Genomic DNA, 19,577 nt, shown 5'->3' with positions numbered 1-19,577 from the left:
AGCTGCATTTTTTAGATATTCTGTTACTCTGCGATTATAAAGCCAGCAACCGTATTAATCTAATGAAAGCGACACATACCTTACAATTAAAACGACTATCTATAAGTACTTTACTACTAAGCGCATTAGCTGGCTGTGGCCAAAGCGGCCCTCTTTATTTACCAGAGCAGCAGGCTGAGCAAAATAAACCACAAAATACAGCTCAACCAACGCCATCAACACAGGCCATTAAACAGCAAAGTCAGGAGCAATAAATGGATTATTTTAACTACCAAAACAACCAATTATTTGCCGAAGACGTGAGCGTTGCCGCTATTGCCCAACAATATGGTACACCGTGTTATGTGTATTCTCGTGCTACTTTTGAGCGTCACTATTTGGCATTTGCTAATGCGACTAAAAACCACAAAAGTTTGGTGTGTTACGCCGTTAAAGCAAATTCTAATATTGCAGTATTAAATATTTTAGCGCGCCTTGGCTCAGGTTTTGACATTGTGTCAAAGGGCGAGCTTGCGCGTGTAATAAAAGCCGGTGGCGATGCCAATAAAGTGGTTTTTTCAGGTGTGGCTAAAACCGCTGACGAAATAGCTTATGCACTAAAACTAGGCATTAAATGTTTTAACGTTGAGTCGGTATCGGAGCTTGAGCGTATTTCTGAGGTGGCTTGCGAGCTAAATTTAGAAGCGCCTATCTCTATTCGTGTTAATCCGGATATAGATGCTAAAACGCACCCGTATATTTCTACCGGTTTAAAAGAAAATAAGTTTGGGATTGATATTCAAACAGCTGTGAGTGTTTATCAACATGCAGCGTCTTTACCGGGCTTAAAAATTACCGGTGTTGATTGCCATATAGGTTCGCAACTAACAGAAGTAAGGCCATTCTTAGAAGCGCTAGATAAATTAATGGCACTAATTGATGAGTTAAAAGCCTGCGGTATTGAGCTTACGCATTTAGATATTGGTGGTGGCTTAGGTGTGCCGTATAACAACGAGCAACCGCCACACCCAAGTGAATATGCTGCACAAGTAACTGAGCGTTTAGCTAATTACAAACACCTTGAGCTTATTTTTGAGCCTGGCCGCGCTATTGCAGCCAATGCTGGCATTTTAGTAACCCAAGTTGAATTTATTAAACAAAACCAAGATAAGTTTTTTGCCATTGTAGATGCAGGTATGAACGACATGCTGCGTCCTTCGCTTTATCAAGCATGGCAAAAGATTATTCCGGTATCGGTGCGCAGCGACGACACCCCTTCGCATAACTTTGATATTGTTGGTCCAGTATGTGAAACCGGCGACTTTTTAGGTAAAGACCGCGAACTTGCTCTTAAGCAAGGCGATTTACTCGCCCAACGTAGTGCGGGAGCATATGGCTTTACAATGAGCTCAAACTATAACTCACGCCCACGTGTTGCAGAAATAATGGTAGATGGCGAGCAGCATCACCTTATTCGCCAACGCGAAACAATAGAAAGTCTTTATCAAGGTGAAAAAGTTTTACCATAAACGTTTTTGTCAACTCCTGCTCTGTGGCATGATTAGCGCAGAGCAAACCCGAATTAGAGCGCTATGTTAGTTAATTTTTCCAAAATGCACGGCTTAGGCAACGACTTTGTTGTAATTGATAACATTACACAAAATGTATTTTTATCACGAGATCAAATAAAAAAACTGGCTGATCGCCACTTTGGTATTGGTTTTGACCAATTACTCATGGTTGAAGCACCTTATTCTCCCGATCTCGACTTTCATTATCGTATATTTAATGCCGATGGCACCGAAGTAGAACAATGCGGAAACGGCGCACGCTGTTTTGCCCGCTTTGTACGCATGAAGGGCCTAACCAATAAGCATAAAATTAGCGTGTCGACTAAATCAGGTAACTTAACACTGTATATTGAAAAAGATGGCCAAGTTACAGTAAACATGGGCCACCCTAATTTTGAGCCGGCCAAAATACCGCTCAAAGCCAGCAAGCGTGAACTAACCTATATTATAAGAGCGCAAGAGCACACTGTATTTAGTGGCGCTGTATCTATGGGTAACCCGCATTGCGTGTTAGAAGTTGACGACATAACAACCGCACAAGTTGATGTGCTAGGCCCACTACTAGAAAACCACGAACGCTTTCCAAATCGGGCCAACATCGGCTTTATGCAAGTAGTGTCGCAAGATCATATAAAACTCAGAGTATGGGAGCGTGGCGTTAGCGAAACCCTTGCTTGTGGTACTGGCGCATGTGCAGCGATGGTTATTGGCCATATTCAAAGCAAACTAAACACCACGGTACAAGTTGATTTACCTGGCGGTACATTGCAAGTTCGCTGGAGCGGCGAAGGCCACCCTGTACGCATGACCGGCCCAGCCGAGCATGTATTTGATGGGCAAGTAGCATTATGAACGAGCTAACCAAAGCACAAGTTGCTGAGTATTTGACACAGCACCCTGATTTTTTAATTGAGCAACCACACTTACTTGCAAAGCTTGAGCTTCAACAAAAAGAGCAAGGTGCTACTTCACTGGTGCATATTCAGCAGCGCCAGCTACGTGAGCACAACACACTGTTAAAAAATCAAATAGAGAGCATGAGCAAACATGCAACACAAAACGAGCTTGTATATAGGTTATTTAGCCAATGCCATAGCCAGCTTTGGAGCAATTACGACTTCAATACACTTGCCAGTAACTTAACCAATATAATTTGTACAAGTCCAAACATAAGCAACTGTAAGTTAGTTAAATATACAGCACAGTATGAAAGCCTTATTGAGCACCGCCTTACACATTCTACGCATTATTTAGGGCGCATTAATCAACAAGAACGCGAGCTACTATTTAGCGATGAAACCCAGTCGGCAGCTATTTATTTAATTGGTGATAGCAAAAAGCCAGTGGCTATTTTAGCCTTTGGTAGTAACGATGCTAACCACTTTGAACCCGCACAAGACAATCTCTTTGTACTTGATTTTGTGCGTGCCCTGCAACTAAGGCTGTTGGAACTGGCATGAGCGAAGACGCTACGCCTAATACTGAGCAGTTAAGCGATAATTGGCGTACGCCCATTCATTTATTTAGCGAATATTTAAAGTACGAAAGGCAGTATTCTGAGCATACGGTAAATCAGTATGTGAGCCAGCTTAATTTTGCCGCACTTTATTTTAATAAATTATGTGACGATTGGTTTGGCGTACAAGGCGAGCATATTCGTCGCTACAGTATGGCCCTTAGGTCAAAGCAATTAAGCGGGCGAACAATTAGCTTAAAATTAAGCTGCATCCGTAGTTTGTACAAATTTTTGAAAGCCAAAAACATTACTCAACAAGCACATTACCATAACCCCGCCCAAGGCATTAAAGGACCAAAGTTTTCAAAGCCTTTACCTAAAAATCTCGATGTAGATCAAATGGCAAGCCTGCTAGAAATTAACGATGACGACCCATTAGCTATAAGAGACAAAGCCATGATGGAACTAATGTACTCATCGGGGCTACGCATTAGCGAGTTAGTTGGCACCAACTTACGCGATATTAACACATCCAGTGGTGAAATATTAGTTAAAGGTAAGGGGAATAAAGAGCGCTTAATTCCGGTTGGAAAAAAAGCATTAAGCGCACTTCAAAATTGGCTTAATATACGCGGTCAATTTGCAAAACCTGACGAAACAGCCGTATTTTTAAGTAGCAAAAAAAACCGTATTTCGGTGCGTCAGGTTCGCCTACGTATGCAAGAGTGGGGAATAAAACAAGGTATTAGCTCGCAGGTTCATCCACATAAATTACGCCATTCATTCGCATCTCATATTTTAGAATCCTCTGGCGATTTACGTGCCGTACAAGAGCTATTAGGGCACAGTAGTTTGTCGGCTACACAAGTGTATACGCATTTAGATTTTCAGCATTTAGCCAAGGTGTACGACAACACCCACCCGCGCGCTAAAAAGCAAACTGATTAGGAGAATAACTATGATCCGATTTAATCGTGCTCTTCGCCCTTTTTCTGTGATGAGCTTTGATTTAGACGACACTTTGTACAACAACCACCCAATAATAAAAGCGGCGGTTAAAGCGCAGCAAGATTACTTAAGTGCACTGCCAAGCTACCTAGAGCAAGGCCCAAAATATTGGCAGCAATGTCGTAACGAAGCAGTATTACAATCACCTGAGCTTGCCGATAACGTGACCAAATGGCGCCAACATACGCTGCGTTTAGCGCTTTCTAAATTAGATTTAAACGCCGATGATGTAGAGCACCATGCAAATGCAGCGTATAACGCTTTTGCTGACGCACGTAGCAAAATAGTAGTTAGTGACGACGTACTAAAACTACTTGATAACTTAGCTCAGCATTTTACGCTTGTTGCTATCACTAATGGTAATGTGGAAATAGAACGCTTTAATTTACACAATAAATTTTCGCTCGTGTTACAAGCAGGCATGCACGGTAAAGCAAAGCCTCATAAAACATTATTTGATAAAGCCGCGACGCATTTAGATATCCCTAAAAGTAAAATTTTACACATTGGCGATAGCCTAGATACCGACGTACAAGGCGCTAATAATGCTGGTTGCCAATCGGTATGGCTAAACGATCAAGGCGCTACCTATGCCTACAAAGGGCTTGCCGATGTTGAAATTGCGAATATTCATGCCTTAGCACATTTTATTAAATAACCTAGAATACAACGACGAGGTTGCAATGAGCCATTATACCAAGCTAATAACCTTACTATTAATTGGCTCACTTAGCCTCAATGCTTACCTGCTATGGCCAGAACAAGTCGCGGTTGTTGGCAAACAAGAAATCCAAAAAACCTCTGCAAAACCAATTAAAGCGCCTAATAATGAGCTACTTACTAAGGCTAAACAACAATTTGAGCAACACCAATTTGACGAGGCGTTTAATACTTACCAGCAACTAAAGCAACACTCCCCAACCCTTGCTCGCACACTTTACTCTTCGTGGGTTTTGCAATTAAAAACATGGCTAAATACTAACTTATTTCTTAGCGAACCATTGTTAAACACACTATTAGATCAAGACCCTTACAATACAGAGCTACTTACACTGCAGGTCGATTACTTAATAAATAGTGGGCAAATACAAAATGCAATTATTGCTTTATTTGAACTATACCCGTTGTTAAATGAGCCACAGCAACACACCGAAAATGTGCGGTTGGAAAATTTGACCAAAAACGAGCTTCACAGTTTAAGTGAGCAGCAAAATTGGCAAGCAATTATCGAACAAACCCTAATTTGGCTCGATTATCAAAACGACAATAGTCACTTTTTATACGCACTTGCTTATGCCTATTACCAGCAAAATGACTTTATAAGCGCAATAACCACTCTTGAGCGTATGCCACGTAATAACCCTCTTAAAACAGACGTAAATACACTAAAAACACTAATTAATAAGGCGCAATCGCAAGATGACTTTATTACCCTAACCCCTTACGGCGCGCATTATTTAATTAGTAGCGAGCTAAATAACTCACTGCAAAGCGAACTAATGATAGATACCGGTGCAAGTATTACTTCTCTTTCGAGTGATGTGCTTAGCCAACTTTCACCAAGGCCACTTTATTTAGGCGATGTAACCGTAAACACTGCAAATGGGCAAATTAAAGTTAAGCGTTATCAAATTGAGTCGTTTAAAGTGGGGATGCAAATTATTTATGGCTTTGAAGTGCTCAGTATCGACAATACCCGCAGCCAAGGTTTGTTAGGAATGAACTTTTTATCGCGATTTAAATTTAATATAAATCAACAAACAAATGAGTTAGAGTTGAGTGCTAAATAAACAAAAATAATAAAAGGAAGTTTATGCGTGCACTACTATTTACACTACTTTGTTTTTGGCAATGTAGTGCTCTGGCAACAAATTATTTTGTAAAAGACAAAAGCTGTGAGGCTATTTCAGAGCAATTTACAATTAAGACTCAAATGTCATTATTTCAGCTAGATAGTGAAGTTGAAGCACAGAAAAACTTAAGATCCGAAGCTTTATTTGAGTACAAAAAAGTTAAAAAATCATTAGCTGCTAACTCTCAAATCTATGTTAAGGAGAGGTTCGTTATGGATAGAGACGTTAACCAAGAATCGACCTCTTCTAACTCAATTAAAAAACGTTTATTTTATACCGCTCACTTCACACCTTCCAAAAACTGCAATAAAAACCAAGCAATGTCTGAAGCTACTTTTATTACAGGGGAGCATACCTTCAGAGTTTTGAAATCAAATGAAAAAAAGATAACAATTCTTTCAAATAATGATGACCGACCTGCATTCAAAAAATTTGATAGTAAGTTAATTATATCAAAGTACTTTTTTGGCACCAAATTTGGACAAAGCACACAAGAAGTAACTCAACTGCTGGGGTTACACAGCCTTGAACTAAAAAATGAAAGCAAAAGAATACGTGTATATGGTAGGCACCATGCTTTTCACTTTGTTAATAATCAACTAGTAGGCTATCAGTTCCATTTAAACTTATTACCCATGCAAATTAATAATGTGCTCACGTTGGAAAATAAAAAGCTTAAGATCAAACTTAGTAATAATGAGATTGTAGAAGCAGCCACCCCTATAACGCCTTTACAAATAACGGCATTAAATAAAGAGTTTGCAGATATTGAAACCGCATATTATAAGTCATCAGACACTGAAGTAGATCAAAGGCTAATAGGAATTGCTCAAGGGCAGCTAATAGACAAAATCGCATTTAATAAGCATTGCATTAAAAGCTTTATCGCCAAAACTGATGGTAATCTTAATAAAAATATAAATATATCTTTAAAGCTAATCAGTTCATCTGAAGACAATATCAGTGTTACTCCATGCAGCGAGTTCTTATATGAAAAAGCTGACTTTATTGCCAAATTAAAACTTTTTGAACCTATCTCTACTAACAATATAAAACTCTCGGCATTAGCCAATTACTTTAAGCAAGGACACAGTTGGGATTTTTCAGGTGTGAAATATAACGACCCTGTTTCAAGCCTTGCTAAGTTAGGCAATTACGATGAGTTTTTTGATTCAGCAGAATTTACATCACAGTACTGGGATGGTTATTTTTATATTTATGATGGAAAGCTTTTAAGTGCAGAGCTTACTAGCAACGATTACTAATCCCTTATATTTTTATATTAAAAAGGATAAAAATGTTACTACTAGATTTTTTACAGCAACTTGCAGATAACCCAAAAAGCATTCAATTTACCGACACAATGGCGGTGATTGAAGCTAATTACAATTTTACTGCATGTGGCTTTAATAACCACGGGTTGCTTAGCTCAGCAAGTGAAAACAACGGTTCATGTAAAATTTTTGCGTTTGCTAAATTAAACGATTTAAGTAAACAAAATACATTAGATTGCTTTGGTAAGTTTTACCGTGAAGACGTACTACAAAACCCTAAGGGCGATGATCACATGAACATTCGCACGTTTATGTTAGCGCCAGAGGCAACGCCATTTTTAGGGGTTACTTTTGAAGGCGAGCCGCTAAAAGCAAAATAGTCAGCAAAAATTAAAGCGACTTTTCCATAAAGTAGCGCGTACCAGAGCGCGGGTAGTTATTAAGTTGATACTTAACCACATACCCGCGTTTTTCGTAAAATGGCTTAGCCTGAAAATCAAGCGTATCGAGCTGAGCGGTCGTTGCACCTAGTTCAACAGCTGATTGTTCAAGTGCCGTTAGTAACTTACCTGCAAGCCCTTGACCTCGCGCTACATCGCTACACCAAAGCCAACTAATCATCAGCCAATTTCCAAACACACACCCACTAATACCTGCAACAACCTTACTTTGCTCATCAACAAATTTATAGCCTAATGGCACTCTTTGCGCATCAAAGTGCTGCGCGTTAAATTCAACTATTTTAGTGCGAAGCGCTGAGTTTAACGCATCGGTATTATCTGCTTTAAATTGATACATGTACCGCCCTTAAAGAAGCAGATACTAGCAAACTAACTTAATTAAAAAAGGTTATTTTTACCATAAGGTACTTCTAGTAAATTGCTGCTTGTTTTTTCGGGTTGGCCGCACATTTCGTCGTAGGCACTCGTGTGTCGTAGCACCATTTCGGCGTAGGCTATTTTTTCAAAACGTTTTTGAATATGCAGCGGGCTGAGCGCTTTTACAAATTCGCCATTTTCTTCAGTAATATAATACTCTACGTTATTTATAATGACAGACACCTGATAGAGCGCCATTTCTAGGGAGTGCGCCACCACTTTTTGTAATGGTTCGTGTTTTTTTAGTTCAGAAAATTTCATACCCATAACAATCGCCTTTTTATAAAAAGTAACTTTATAGATACGCACCTTTGCTATAATCGCGATCAAATTATTACATCACTGCCTTTTTAAGCTTATGAGCAATAAAATTCGACTCGCTAAATACATTGCTCACGCCGGTGTTTGCTCACGCAAACAGGCATCGCGCTTAATAGATGAAGGGGTAGTAACGGTAAATGATCGCCCTGCTAATCATATTGATCACGTTGATGAGCAAGACTTAGTAATAGTTAATGGCCAAGCAGTTAAAGGCGCAGCCGAGCTAGTTTATTTTGCGTACCACAAACCTGTAGGTATTGACTGCAAATTAAATAAAGATGACCCTGCCAGCCTTATTCACCATTTGCCTACACTTACCCGTGTTTATCCTATTGGCCGATTAGATAAAGACTCTCGGGGCTTACTTATTTTGACCAACGACGGTGATTTTTGTAATCAACTTATTCACCCTGACTTCCACCAGCCCAAACGTTATTTAGTGACGGTAAATAAACCTATTAATAATGAGTTTTGTGAAATAATGGCCGCTGGGGTGCCTGTAGATAAGCAAGTAACCTTGCCGTGTGAAGTAACTAAAATAGCTGACAACCAGTTTAGTATTATTTTAAAGCAAGGGCTTAACAGGCAAATACGTAAAATGGCGCATTACTGCGGCTTTAAAGTAACTGATTTATTTAGAGTGCAATTTAGCGAACTCGCTCTTTCAAAACTAAACCTCCCTGAAAACCACTACATACAAATTAATAAAACTGATATTTCAAAAATCTAACCTTCGTTTAAATAGCGCATAAAAAAGTTAAAAAATAACCTTGCAAAAATAGATTACAGGTGTAGTCTTAAATTAAAGATTACATTTGTAGGCAATAAAATGATTGAGTTATCAAAAGCAGAATTTGAAGTACTTGATGCACTTTGGGTTAATTACCCAGCAACCGCCAACCAAATTATTGAGCGCTTAAGCGATGATAAGCAATGGCACGAAAAAACCATTAAAACCTTACTGGGTCGATTAGTTAAAAAAGGCGCACTGTCGTTTGAAAAAGACGGTCGCCAATATATTTATACCCCCTGCATGGAGCGCGCCGACTACACCCTAAAAGAGAGCCAAAACTTTATTGAGCGCTTTTTTAGTGGTCGCATAGCCCCGCTGGTAAGCGGTTTTGCTAAATCGGAGCAGCTTTCTCAGCAAGATATAAACGAGCTTAAAAAAGTCATTGATGACTGGGAAAAAAACCAAAAGTAAGGGATTAATATGGTTATTCAAACTGGGTTTAATTGGTTAATTGAGCAACAACTACTATTAAGTATTTTGTTTTGTGGATTTATTTTACTCGAGCGATTTGGTTTAAAAATCCTTGGCGCGCGGTTTGTATACAAGTTAGCGTGGTTATTGCCTGCGGCATTAGTTATCGCTAATTTACCCAATGCGATTAAACCACTGCAAAATAGCAACATTAGCCATTACTTAATTACCCCTAACCAGCCTTTTACACATGAAATGGGTATTAGCTGGGCACTTATGTATGTACTTATTACCGCGGGGTTATTAATAGCCAGCTTTATTACACATACTCGCTTTGTTAAAAGCCTGCAGCTAACAGAGCTAACACACTTTAACCATACACTTACTACAAGTGCTAAAACTTATATCAGCCAACATGTAGCCACGCCAATGGTGGTGGGTATTTTAAACAGTAAACTAGTGCTGCCGAGCAACTATAATACCCAGTTTGATAGAGCCACATTGGCGCTTATTTTAGAGCACGAAAACGTACACATTAAACGCAAAGACAACTTAACAAACGCATTCATGCTACTACCCACTATTTTACTTTGGTTTAACCCACTTGCTTGGTTTTGTTACGCAAGCATGCGCCGATTACAAGAGCTGACTTGTGATGAACGGGTACTTGCCAATAAAACCACACACCAACACATTTTATACAGCAAAGCCTTAGTTAACTGCGCGGCAGCAACTCCCGCAGGCCTAATGGCTTATTCACACTACGGAGATAAAAAAACCATGTTACAACGACTTACCAATATAAAGCACAGTGGTAATCACTCTCGCTTTGCCAAAGGTGGCTTACTGCTAATAGCGGCAAGCATGCTTAGCGGTTTAGCCATTGCAAAACAGCCCCAAGCTGAAATAACGAAAGAGGATCATATTTCACCAACAATACGCATTGAACCTGTCTACCCTGCCCAAGCAGCTAAGCAAGGCATTAGCGGCTCGGTAGTATTAAAATACGATATTGCCGCCAATGGCAGAACAAAAAACATTAGCGTAATTCAATCTAAGCCATCAGACGTTTTTGATAAATCAGCGAAGGAAGCCTTGGCAAAGTGGGAATATAAAATGTCTGAGGCAGGCTTTAATGATGTACTCGTACAGTTAGACTTTGCTATAAACAGCGAGGTTGCTAATACCGATTTAATCGAGCGAATTAAAGTATCGCATTAATACTATTGAGTTATGCTATTAAGTTATACAAGAGCACAAAGCAAGCGCCCTTTTAGGCCGCTTGCTTTGTGGTTTTAACAATAAATTAGATACTCACTATAATAATGGCAATGGCAGTACCTAAGCCAATAAACCATACAAGCGAACGTATAATATCTAGGTTCAACCAATAAAAAATACAATACAAAGTTCGCGAAACTATATGAGTAACCGCCAAGGTTTCGGTTACTGCATTTACTGAGTTAGTACCAAGTACAGCAGCAATAGCAATGGCAAACACTGCAAGTGATTCAAAACAATTTTGATGAGCAGCGAGCGCCCGAGCACCAAAACCCGTTAGTTTTGCTTGTTGTGAACGTGGGTGTTTATTGTCGTACCGTCCAAGCTTTGCCATCGCAACGGCCACGGGTACTTTTGCAAAATAAGGCATTAATACAGCTAATAATGCACACACCACTAATGTTGTCATAATTTATTCTCTTATTATAAATCCTGATTATTTGAGCAATACATATAACATACACGCATAAAAAAAGCCGCCCAAACGTTTTATGACATACGCTGGCGGCTAAACAATAACATCATATTGACTATAGCTAAGTTTACTCATAAAGCAGTGCGGCATAATATCGCAGATGATGAATATTCACTATCACCCTTAATGCATCGCATTAATAACTAAAGATTGTTAACTTAAAGACCTTATTTTTAATCGACGAATACCATGACTTGGATCTTTTTCACTTTTTTAGCCGCCTTTATGCAAGCCTGGCGTAATGCTCTGCAAAGTAAATTAAGTAACAATGTAAGTGTTGCTGGCGTAACCCTTTCACGTTTTATTTTAGCAGGCCCCATTGCTGCAGTTTATTTATATGGCCTTTATCAATATCAAGATACAGCCATGCCTACATTTAATAATGCCTTTTGGGGATTTATTTTTGGCGCAAGCGTTATGCAAATACTTGCCACGAGTTTAATGGTAAAGCTATTTAAAATGAATAATTACGCCGTAGGTGCAGGACTTGCTAAAAGTGAGGCGTTAGTCGCGGCTATTTTAGGGGTATTATTTTTTGGCTCTGCGCTTAGTGTATTTGGTTGGTTAGGGGTATTTTTAGGGGCCATAGCAGTGCTTTTACTTAGCGGTATAACCAGCGTAAAACACTTTGATGCTAAAACAGCGTTACTTGGCCTTGCCTGCGGCACAAGCTTTGCTCTTACATCCCTTTGGGTACGTGAAGCGAGTTTAAATTCAGGGTTATTATTTCCGCACTCGGCTGCATGGGTTTTACTGTTTGTAATAAGCCTACAAACACTTATATTACTTGGCTATTTATTACTAAAAGAGCCGCATACTCTTAGTAAACTTTGGCAATATAAAGGCATTACAACAGCGATTAGTATTTTTAGTTGTGTGGGCTCTATTGGCTGGTTTAGTGCAATGAGTTTACAGCACGTGGCGTATGTTAAAACGCTTGGGCAGGTTGAAGTATTTTTTACTATGCTAATTGCTGTACTTTGGCTAAAGCAACCACTCAAAAAGCCAGACACCGCAGGCTTAATCCTAATAGCCATTGCCGCTATTTTAGTGATGCTGCCAAATTGAGAATATAAAAAAGCGCAGGCTTTTAATCCTGCGCTACTATAAAGCTGCTTATAACTTTTAAAGCGAGTTTTAAGCGCTCTTTTTAAGAGCTAATTTTTAGCGTTATCACACCGCAAATAATCATGAGTACACCTGCAATACGGCCAAACGTGGCTGCATCACCGTAAAATAATATACCCACTAAAAACGTTCCTGCAGCGCCAATGCCGGTCCATACTGCGTAGGAAGTACCCATTGATATTTGCTTTTGTGCAAGCCACAACATAAAGCCACTGGCTGTTAAAAACGCCACAGCCATTGCAATACCCTGCCAGCGAGTATCGGGTTGTTGTGAAATTTTTAAACCAATTGGCCAGCCTATTTCAAGCAGGCCTGCAATGACTAAATAAACCCATGCCATTAAACATCTCTCTTTTTCAAAATTACGTCGTATAAATCTTCGCGGCGATCTTTTAAATTGCGCACCGTACCTTCGCTATGAAGAATTTTTAGTTTATCCATATCAAGGTCGCTAAATAATAACATTTCGGTATTAGGTGTGGCTTCATTTAATGTTGCATCGTGCGGAAAAGAAAAGTCAGACGGGGTCAATACTGCCGATTGCGAGTACTGTACGTCTAAGCTTTCTACCTCAGGTAAGTTACCCACTGAGCCTGCAATAACCACATAACATTCGTTTTCGATTGCGCGCGCTTGCGCACAATGGCGAACCCGTAAATAACTATTTTTAGTGTCGGTCCAAAACGGTACAAAGAGTATATCAAGCCCTTGCTTAGCTAGTATGCGCGAAAGCTCTGGAAACTCTACATCGTAACAAATTTGAATACCTACACGCCCAGCATCGGTATCAAACACGGCAATTTTGTCGCCGCCTTGAATAACCCAATCATTTTGCTCATGCGGGGTTATGTGTATTTTGCGCTGCTCGTCTATTTTACCGCTACGGTGGCATAAGTAACTTACGTTATAAATTTTATCGTCTTCGGCAAGCGGCATAGAACCGGTAATAATATTGGCGTTGTATTCTATTGCCATACGCGACATCGCGTTTTTAAACGTTTCGGTATATTCCGCTAAATAGCGGATTGCTTCGGTTTGATTATTTTGATCGCCTAAGCCCATAAGTGGCGCGTTAAAAAACTCAGGAAATAATATAAAATCGCTTTTGTAGTCAGATACCGTATCTACAAAGTATTCAACCTGCTTTAGCATTTCTTCAACCGACTCAACGCAGCGCATTTGCCATTGCACCGCGCCTATACGCACGATTGATTTAGTAGATTCGAGCACCGTATCGGTTGGCTCATACATTATGTTATTCCACTCAAGTAACGTGGCGTAACCTACAGACTCTTGATCCTCCGGCAGATACTTTTTAAGTAACCGCTTTACCTGAAAGTCGTTAGAAAGCTGAAAGCTTAAAATTGGGTCGTAAAGCTCTTTTTGGTCAACCTTTTCAATGTATTCCATTGGCGTCATTTCACTGCTGTGATTGTAATAACGTGGAATACGGCCACCGGCTAAAATAGCGCGTAAGTTATATTGGCGGCACAATTCTTTACGGGCATCATAAAGGCGACGCCCTAAACGCATGCCTCGGTGAGTTTCGCTAATAGCAACATCTAAGCCATATAAAGCATCGCCATCGGTATCGCTAAATACGCGATCATGGCCATCGGCTATGTCTTCGTAGGTATGTGGGTTTGAAAAACGCGTGTAGTCTACTTGTACGCTCAGCGCTAAGCCCACAAGCACACCATCATCCACTATGCCTATTTGCCCTTCAGGGAACTGATCTATCAATCTAAAAATAGTATGGCTTGGCCATGCGCCACCTAAATCGGGATAAGCCTGATCCATCAAGGTTTTAATTTGCGGATACTGCTCTTTTGTTAAGTTACAAATTTCTAGGTGGGTTTTTTCTGCCGACATACACAACTCCTTTGGGCATAATAAATAAAAGCCGAATGTACGCTAAAGTACACTCAGCTTTGTATCATGTTTTTTACGTTACGCGTACTACTTTAAGCTGCGATAAAAAAGTGTAGTCACTTTCTCTTTTGGCAACCAGCCTGCGTATTCAAGGCCAAGTTCTGCCAATGGATCGGCTTTAATTACTTGCTCTAGGCTTGCGTTATTTTGCATTGCATTTAACATTAAACCTTTAGCTTTTTGAACAAGTTTAGCATACGTTACTAGCCCTGAACGGTCACTTACCGGACCATGCCCGGGTATCACTATGGTGCGCTCGTCTATTTGCTTAATAACGTCATTTACGGCTGCTAGTATTCCGTCAACACTGCCACCGCTATCTACATCAACAAACGGCAAGCTGCCAAAGTTAAAGTAAATATCGCCCATGTGTACTATGTTATCGTTATTAAAAAATATAACCGAGTCACCATCGGTATGTGCATGCGCATAATGCACTACATGCGCATGTTCGTTATTAAAATGCAGCTTTAAATCGTGGCCAAAACTAATACGTGGCAGGTAATCTGAGTTTGCACCGTGTTTTTCTTCTAATCGCTTATGCACGTTGTCGTGCGCAATAACATGCGCACCGGCTTTGGCAAAGTTTTCGTTACCACCAGTATGATCGCCATGATGATGCGTATTAATTACAAACTCTGCGCTACCGGGTTTTAAATCGCTAATGGTTTTTTTAATTTCGTCTGATAACTTGGCAAATTGGTCGTCAATAATATAAATACCATCGTCCCCAACACTTGCTGCAATGTTGCCGCCTTGCCCAAATAATACGTATACGTGGTCACTTAACTTTTCAGCGGTTACTGGGCTTTCATCTGCATGCGCTGTACTACTTAGTAATAAGCCTGTGATTAATGCGGGTAGTATTTTTTTCATTATTTTTTACCTGTTATATGAATTAATAAATAAAGAACGTATTTAGCTATATTTTAGTTCATTGAGCGGACTCTATTATTATTTGATGTATAAGCGTTTGTGGCAATAAAGGCGTGTGTTTACCCTCTACATAATCACTAAAGCCTGCACGGTAAAACTCAGATAGAGGATGCCCCGATTGCCCACCCGGTACTGTCATAATGGCATTTTCTAAATGCCCAGGCTGGGCAATAAAGCGCTGCGATGCACCAAAGCTTTTACCTTGCACTGCGGGCATGTAGCTATCGCCGAACCCAGGCGCTATTGGCATATTTAAAAACTTAGCCAGTATTGGTATTTGTTTAGCAAACGGGTGCTCAATGTTAAGCGCATTTACTTTGCCCCACTGCCAATTTTGTAAGTTATCTCCATACTCTGCCCTAAGCGCTGTCACTGTTTGGTTAAATGCACCTGATAACTGCTCATCCCAACTTTTATACTCAGGGTTTACCCACGAATCGGGCCGTGTATTAATAAGCTGCCATATTGCCGGCTCAAGATCGCGTTTTACGTATTTAAGTGTACCGCTTTGCTCATTGAGCTTATTCTCCATGCTTGCAAAAACAGTATTTATTAATGCACTTCTATAGCGCTTAACTAAGGTATAACCTACAGAGCTTGCACATGCGCACTGCTGCCAGTTTTCAAGCTCGCTAATGTATTGCTTATTTTTGCTTTTATCTTTTTTAAGCTGATTAAGTACTAATGTATGCCAAGGCATTAAAAAGCGGGCTTGGTTATCAAGCTGTAGCGCGTAAAAGTCGCTTTCAGCAAAGGTTTGTTTTTCAAATAATCTATCGCGTATTTGGCTTGAACGTGCCCCTAGTGCATAACCACCGTTACCAAACCGGCTGTTATCTATGGCCGATACAACACGTGAGTTACCTGTCCATAATCGCCCATTTTGCGGGTTTTTAACAAACGGGCGTTCATTTTCATTTTGCTCAAAAAGCGTAGAATATTGTTTTGTGTTTACACTTAATTCGCTTGGGGTTTTACGTGCAGGTATGCCGCCCATATGCTTCCACGCTGCACTGCCTTTATTATCAACCACCATTAAGTTTTGCACCGGAATACCCACACTGCTCGCTATTGCTAATGCATCATCAACCGTATTTGATTGTTCAAGTTTTACTAATTCCATATTAACGGCGTAAGGCTGATGCGCCGCCCAACTAAGTGCGTAGGGTTTTTTATTAATGTATTTTACTGGGCCGTATTCGCTTAACGTTAATGGGTAGTTTTCAACTTCATCATTTGGCAACGCTATTGGCTCATTTACCTGCCATGTTTTACTCTCATCATTTAGCGCTATCCAATCAGCGGTATCTATGTAGCCATTAGTAAAGCCCCAAGCAATTTTATTATTACTACCCACCACAATAGCGGGTGCACCAGGCAGCGATACGCCTGTTATTTGAAATTCCTTAGTATTTTGCGTGTAATTAAGCTGTGCTCTGTACCAAATAACCGGCACCGCCATCGATAAATGCATATCGTCAGAGAGCATTGCTGCACCCGTTTGCGTATGCGCACCGGTTACGGCCCAGTTATTACTGCCGCGCTCTTCGTTTGCTTGAATATTTTTAACCGGGTGTTGTGCTTGCGCTGGAAGTGTAGGTATATCATCTGTAAAAGGCGTAAGTTTACTGCCATCAAGCGCCGCTTGGTATTGGCTTGGTTGCGTTAAAAACTCAACCATTTTTTGCCCGTAAGCTTGCTCAATCTGTATTAGCGCTTGGTCACGCTCAAACGTTGCACTTTGTAAATCAAGATACATGCTAAATATAACCAATAAGCTGTCTTCACTTTGCCAAGGTTTTTGCACACCGCCTGTTAGTAGGTATTCAAAGCTTGCATACCCTACTTGTGCCAACCCTTCATTCACGCCTTGTGCGTAGCTTGTTAATAATTGCTTATCGGCTTTTGTGAGGGTTTGTAAAATAGCGCGGCTGCGTTTGCGTAATTGATGAAAGCGCATTTTTTTATCAAGCCCAAGGGCCACTTTGCCAAATAACTCACTTAGCTCACCTGCGGCGTTGCGCCTTAATAAATCCATTTGAAAAAATCGATCTTGTCCGTGCGCATAACCTAATCCATAAGCGGCATCGTTTCTATTATTGGCATTAATAACAGCCTGGCCTAGTAAGTCGCGCGATATTTTAACGTTATTACTTACGTGACTACTTTGACCTTTGCCATCAAGTGCAGGCAGGCTCAAAGTCAGCACACCATATACTACCGCTGTGCCTGCAAGCGCTAAAATCACAATTAATAACAATAACCGTTTGATTACTCTAAACATCAACCTTCCCTATAAAAATTTATACTACGCAGTATGAGCATATAATAACCACAGTTTTATTAAATAATAATGTTCTTGCTCACAAAGGGTGAAATAAACATCAAAATCCACGATAATGTCGCTTCCACATCATGTGCAGAACTAGTTGAGATTAATATGACTGAAAAAACATTTATCAAAGGTAAAGACCGCGACCTAGAATCGTCAATCTCTACCATGCAAAACAAGCTTAAAGCCCTTAACATTAACGTTGAGGAAGCGCTTTGGCTTAATCCTGTAGCTAACTGTTATTCGGTTCATATTAAAGACAGCGACTGCGGTGTTATGTTTACCAATGGTAAAGGCGCAACCGATAAAGCATCTATTGCCTCTGCGCTAGGTGAATACTTTGAGCGTTTAAGCTGTAACTACTTTTTTGCTGACTTTTACTTAGGTGAAGAATTTGCCAACGGCGAGTTTACTCATTACCCAAGCGAAAAATGGTTTAAAGTTGAAGGTGAAGAAGTGCCTGAAGGCATAATGGACGAAAGCCTGTGGGATTATTTTGACCCAGAGCGCGAACTTAACGCATCACACCTTTTTGATTTTAACTCAGGTAATAACGAGCGCGGCATTTGTACATTGCCATACACGCGCCAACGCGATAATCAAGACGTGTACATTCCGGTAAACGTGATTGGTAATATTTTTGTATCTAACGGTATGAGCGCAGGTAACACCAAGTTTGAAGCGCGTGTACAAGGTTTATCAGAAGTATTTGAACGCGCTATAAAAAACCGCATCATCGCAGAAGGTATTTGTTTACCAATCGTGCCTGAAGACGTTGTTAAACAGTACCCACAAATTCACGAAGCATGTGAAGAACTACGCAGCCATGGTTTTCATTTACGTATTGCCGATGCATCACTAGGCGGTAAATACCCAGTAATGAGCGTAACGCTGATTAACCCAACAGATGGCTCTGTATTTGCCTCGTTTGGTGCTCACCCTTCATTTGAAGTAGCCCTTGAGCGTACTGTTACTGAGTTACTACAAGGTCGTCGCCTTGATCAGCTTGATGTGTTCCAACCAGCCACGTTCGATAACGACGAAGTAGCAACGCCTGAAAACATTGAACTGCACTTCATTGATTCTAGCGGTTTGATTTCGCATGATTTCTTCCGTGCCGAAGCAGATTTTGACTTTGTACACTGGGACTTTAGCGGTACAACAGAGCAAGAATACAACTTCTGTACAGATTTAATTCATAGCATGAACCACGACATTTATATTATGGATTACACGCACCTAAACGTGTATGCATGTCGAATTTTAGTACCGGGCATGTCAGACATTTACCCAGTAGATGAGCTTATTTGGCGTAACAACAACGAAGGCGCTAAATTCCGTGAAGCATTCCTATCGCTTGATCAGTACGATGCTGAGCAATGGATGGATATTTACGACAGCCTAGAAGAAGCCGGCCACAGTGATATTATTCGCGCAGCAGAGTTTATTGGCCTTGCAACTGATGCCGATACACCTTGGCACACACTGCGTATTGGTGAGCTTAAAGCGCACCTATGTTTAGCCGCAGGCAGCGAAGAAGCAATCGATTGGGTTGATTGGATACTACATACAGGCCAAGTAAACGAAGAGGCAATGCGCCATTTCCGCTGCTTAAAAGCCATTCTTGAAATTAAATACGATGACGAGCGTGAATACGCCGACTACCAAGATGCACTTGGTTTAATGTTTGGTAGCGACAACGTAACGCTTGCAATTGAAATTGCCGAAGGCCGTAAATTATTTAATGGTTTAACCTTCCCTGGTTTATCGCTTGAAGGCTTTAAAAAGCACGCAGCTTTACTTGATGGCTACCGTAAGTTACATGTAGCTAAGCAAAACCACTGGGCACGTGAAGTTGCCGATAGTTAATACTAATAGTTGAGCTAATATAGCTAAACTACTAATTATAAAAATAAAATGGCGCTAATTTATTAGCGCCATTTTTATTT

At 40.4% G+C, this 19,577-nt stretch carries 21 protein-coding genes; 14 read left to right on the top strand and 7 right to left on the bottom strand.

Translation table 11 applies throughout. From position 1 onward, the window contains the following. Nucleotides 1-62: 62 nt before the first annotated feature. The 9 genes from lptM to PESP_RS00480 all read left to right on the top strand — a co-directional run bounded on the left by lptM (nt 63) and on the right by PESP_RS00480 (nt 7,521). Nucleotides 63-254, top strand: coding sequence for an LPS translocon maturation chaperone LptM (gene lptM, locus PESP_RS00520; protein WP_089346299.1), 192 nt, complete (start codon nt 63-65; stop codon nt 252-254). Continuing rightward, the gene (lysA, locus tag PESP_RS00515; RefSeq protein WP_089346298.1) at nt 255-1,508 is read left to right on the top strand and encodes a diaminopimelate decarboxylase; all 1,254 of its coding nucleotides are present in this window, start codon (nt 255-257) and stop codon (nt 1,506-1,508) included. Between the two features lie 63 nt (nt 1,509-1,571). After that, the gene (gene dapF, locus PESP_RS00510) at nt 1,572-2,402 is read left to right on the top strand and encodes a diaminopimelate epimerase (protein WP_058547704.1); all 831 of its coding nucleotides are present in this window, start codon (nt 1,572-1,574) and stop codon (nt 2,400-2,402) included. Next, nucleotides 2,399-3,010, top strand: a complete 612-nt coding sequence (locus PESP_RS00505; RefSeq protein ID WP_089346297.1) for a DUF484 family protein — start codon at nt 2,399-2,401, stop codon at nt 3,008-3,010. The genes dapF and PESP_RS00505 overlap by 4 nt, the downstream gene beginning before the upstream one ends. Beyond that, on the top strand, nt 3,007-3,954 hold the full coding sequence (locus PESP_RS00500; protein ID WP_089346296.1) for a tyrosine recombinase XerC: 948 nt from the start codon (nt 3,007-3,009) through the stop codon (nt 3,952-3,954). Before PESP_RS00505 ends, PESP_RS00500 begins: the two co-directional genes overlap by 4 nt. 10 nt (nt 3,955-3,964) lie before the next feature. Next, complete coding sequence (locus PESP_RS00495; RefSeq protein WP_089346295.1) at nt 3,965-4,672, top strand: HAD-IA family hydrolase; 708 nt, start codon at nt 3,965-3,967, stop codon at nt 4,670-4,672. 25 nt (nt 4,673-4,697) lie between these two features. Next, on the top strand, nt 4,698-5,804 hold the full coding sequence (locus tag PESP_RS00490; RefSeq protein WP_089346294.1) for a retroviral-like aspartic protease family protein: 1,107 nt from the start codon (nt 4,698-4,700) through the stop codon (nt 5,802-5,804). A 23-nt stretch (nt 5,805-5,827) separates the two neighbouring features. Beyond that, complete coding sequence (locus tag PESP_RS00485) at nt 5,828-7,132, top strand: hypothetical protein (RefSeq protein WP_089346293.1); 1,305 nt, start codon at nt 5,828-5,830, stop codon at nt 7,130-7,132. Between the two features lie 32 nt (nt 7,133-7,164). After that, entirely contained in the window at nt 7,165-7,521 is a 357-nt protein-coding gene (locus tag PESP_RS00480) for a HopJ type III effector protein (protein ID WP_089346292.1), read from the top strand. Between the two features lie 10 nt (nt 7,522-7,531). Here PESP_RS00480 and PESP_RS00475 read toward each other — a convergent pair whose 3' ends face one another. Continuing rightward, on the bottom strand, nt 7,532-7,939 hold the full coding sequence (locus tag PESP_RS00475) for a GNAT family N-acetyltransferase (RefSeq protein ID WP_089346291.1): 408 nt from the start codon (nt 7,937-7,939) through the stop codon (nt 7,532-7,534). Between the two features lie 41 nt (nt 7,940-7,980). Next, complete coding sequence (locus tag PESP_RS00470) at nt 7,981-8,286, bottom strand: DUF6482 family protein (RefSeq protein ID WP_089346290.1); 306 nt, start codon at nt 8,284-8,286, stop codon at nt 7,981-7,983. Nucleotides 8,287-8,377: 91 nt separating this feature from the next. Between PESP_RS00470 and PESP_RS00465 the strand changes: the two genes are divergently transcribed. The 3 genes from PESP_RS00465 to PESP_RS00455 all read left to right on the top strand — a co-directional run bounded on the left by PESP_RS00465 (nt 8,378) and on the right by PESP_RS00455 (nt 10,765). Continuing rightward, nucleotides 8,378-9,070, top strand: coding sequence for a pseudouridine synthase (locus PESP_RS00465; RefSeq protein ID WP_089346289.1), 693 nt, complete (start codon nt 8,378-8,380; stop codon nt 9,068-9,070). Between the two features lie 99 nt (nt 9,071-9,169). Then, a complete protein-coding gene (locus tag PESP_RS00460) occupies nt 9,170-9,544 on the top strand; it encodes a BlaI/MecI/CopY family transcriptional regulator (RefSeq protein WP_089346288.1) in 375 nt (124 codons plus the stop codon). Nucleotides 9,545-9,553: 9 nt separating this feature from the next. Further along, nucleotides 9,554-10,765, top strand: a complete 1,212-nt coding sequence (locus tag PESP_RS00455; RefSeq protein ID WP_089346287.1) for a M56 family metallopeptidase — start codon at nt 9,554-9,556, stop codon at nt 10,763-10,765. An 85-nt stretch (nt 10,766-10,850) separates the two neighbouring features. Here the strand turns inward: PESP_RS00455 and PESP_RS00450 are convergent, their stop codons facing one another. Then, the gene (locus PESP_RS00450) at nt 10,851-11,234 is read right to left on the bottom strand and encodes an MAPEG family protein (RefSeq protein WP_089346286.1); all 384 of its coding nucleotides are present in this window, start codon (nt 11,232-11,234) and stop codon (nt 10,851-10,853) included. A 255-nt stretch (nt 11,235-11,489) separates the two neighbouring features. Between PESP_RS00450 and PESP_RS00445 the strand changes: the two genes are divergently transcribed. Next, complete coding sequence (locus PESP_RS00445; RefSeq protein WP_174694364.1) at nt 11,490-12,368, top strand: DMT family transporter; 879 nt, start codon at nt 11,490-11,492, stop codon at nt 12,366-12,368. Between the two features lie 82 nt (nt 12,369-12,450). Here PESP_RS00445 and PESP_RS00440 read toward each other — a convergent pair whose 3' ends face one another. The 4 genes from PESP_RS00440 to PESP_RS00425 all read right to left on the bottom strand — a co-directional run bounded on the left by PESP_RS00440 (nt 12,451) and on the right by PESP_RS00425 (nt 17,580). Further along, a complete protein-coding gene (locus PESP_RS00440) occupies nt 12,451-12,768 on the bottom strand; it encodes a DMT family transporter (RefSeq protein ID WP_058547718.1) in 318 nt (105 codons plus the stop codon). Beyond that, on the bottom strand, nt 12,768-14,300 hold the full coding sequence (locus PESP_RS00435) for a bifunctional GNAT family N-acetyltransferase/carbon-nitrogen hydrolase family protein (RefSeq protein ID WP_058403712.1): 1,533 nt from the start codon (nt 14,298-14,300) through the stop codon (nt 12,768-12,770). The genes PESP_RS00440 and PESP_RS00435 overlap by 1 nt, the downstream gene beginning before the upstream one ends. Nucleotides 14,301-14,387: 87 nt before the next feature. Beyond that, the gene (locus tag PESP_RS00430) at nt 14,388-15,236 is read right to left on the bottom strand and encodes an MBL fold metallo-hydrolase (RefSeq protein WP_089346284.1); all 849 of its coding nucleotides are present in this window, start codon (nt 15,234-15,236) and stop codon (nt 14,388-14,390) included. Between the two features lie 58 nt (nt 15,237-15,294). Then, nucleotides 15,295-17,580, bottom strand: coding sequence for a penicillin acylase family protein (locus PESP_RS00425; RefSeq protein WP_089346283.1), 2,286 nt, complete (start codon nt 17,578-17,580; stop codon nt 15,295-15,297). A gap of 156 nt (nt 17,581-17,736) precedes the next feature. Between PESP_RS00425 and ycaO the strand changes: the two genes are divergently transcribed. Then, nucleotides 17,737-19,497 (top strand): 30S ribosomal protein S12 methylthiotransferase accessory factor YcaO, encoded by a 1,761-nt coding sequence (ycaO, locus tag PESP_RS00420; protein WP_089346282.1) that lies wholly within the window; start codon nt 17,737-17,739, stop codon nt 19,495-19,497. Nucleotides 19,498-19,577 lie beyond the last annotated feature (80 nt).

This window comes from Pseudoalteromonas espejiana DSM 9414 (assembly GCF_002221525.1).
GTDB lineage: Bacteria > Pseudomonadota > Gammaproteobacteria > Enterobacterales > Alteromonadaceae > Pseudoalteromonas > Pseudoalteromonas espejiana.
The sequence above is the reverse complement of the archived record's forward strand: the minus strand, read 5'-3'. Positions and strand labels throughout refer to the sequence as shown.

Coding starts and splice junctions, on each gene's coding strand:
- PESP_RS00500 (WP_089346296.1), top strand. CDS start 3,007: ATGAGCGAAGACGCTACGCCTAATACTGAGCAGTTAAGCGATAATTGG.
- lysA (WP_089346298.1), top strand. CDS start 255: ATGGATTATTTTAACTACCAAAACAACCAATTATTTGCCGAAGACGTG.
- PESP_RS00465 (WP_089346289.1), top strand. CDS start 8,378: ATGAGCAATAAAATTCGACTCGCTAAATACATTGCTCACGCCGGTGTT.
- dapF (WP_058547704.1), top strand. CDS start 1,572: ATGTTAGTTAATTTTTCCAAAATGCACGGCTTAGGCAACGACTTTGTT.
- PESP_RS00450 (WP_089346286.1), bottom strand. CDS start 11,234: ATGACAACATTAGTGGTGTGTGCATTATTAGCTGTATTAATGCCTTAT.
- PESP_RS00455 (WP_089346287.1), top strand. CDS start 9,554: ATGGTTATTCAAACTGGGTTTAATTGGTTAATTGAGCAACAACTACTA.
- PESP_RS00485 (WP_089346293.1), top strand. CDS start 5,828: ATGCGTGCACTACTATTTACACTACTTTGTTTTTGGCAATGTAGTGCT.
- PESP_RS00440 (WP_058547718.1), bottom strand. CDS start 12,768: ATGGCATGGGTTTATTTAGTCATTGCAGGCCTGCTTGAAATAGGCTGG.
- PESP_RS00430 (WP_089346284.1), bottom strand. CDS start 15,236: ATGAAAAAAATACTACCCGCATTAATCACAGGCTTATTACTAAGTAGT.
- ycaO (WP_089346282.1), top strand. CDS start 17,737: ATGACTGAAAAAACATTTATCAAAGGTAAAGACCGCGACCTAGAATCG.
- lptM (WP_089346299.1), top strand. CDS start 63: ATGAAAGCGACACATACCTTACAATTAAAACGACTATCTATAAGTACT.
- PESP_RS00480 (WP_089346292.1), top strand. CDS start 7,165: ATGTTACTACTAGATTTTTTACAGCAACTTGCAGATAACCCAAAAAGC.
- PESP_RS00490 (WP_089346294.1), top strand. CDS start 4,698: ATGAGCCATTATACCAAGCTAATAACCTTACTATTAATTGGCTCACTT.
- PESP_RS00505 (WP_089346297.1), top strand. CDS start 2,399: ATGAACGAGCTAACCAAAGCACAAGTTGCTGAGTATTTGACACAGCAC.
- PESP_RS00435 (WP_058403712.1), bottom strand. CDS start 14,300: ATGTCGGCAGAAAAAACCCACCTAGAAATTTGTAACTTAACAAAAGAG.
- PESP_RS00460 (WP_089346288.1), top strand. CDS start 9,170: ATGATTGAGTTATCAAAAGCAGAATTTGAAGTACTTGATGCACTTTGG.
- PESP_RS00495 (WP_089346295.1), top strand. CDS start 3,965: ATGATCCGATTTAATCGTGCTCTTCGCCCTTTTTCTGTGATGAGCTTT.
- PESP_RS00475 (WP_089346291.1), bottom strand. CDS start 7,939: ATGTATCAATTTAAAGCAGATAATACCGATGCGTTAAACTCAGCGCTT.
- PESP_RS00445 (WP_174694364.1), top strand. CDS start 11,490: ATGACTTGGATCTTTTTCACTTTTTTAGCCGCCTTTATGCAAGCCTGG.
- PESP_RS00425 (WP_089346283.1), bottom strand. CDS start 17,580: ATGTTTAGAGTAATCAAACGGTTATTGTTATTAATTGTGATTTTAGCG.
- PESP_RS00470 (WP_089346290.1), bottom strand. CDS start 8,286: ATGGGTATGAAATTTTCTGAACTAAAAAAACACGAACCATTACAAAAA.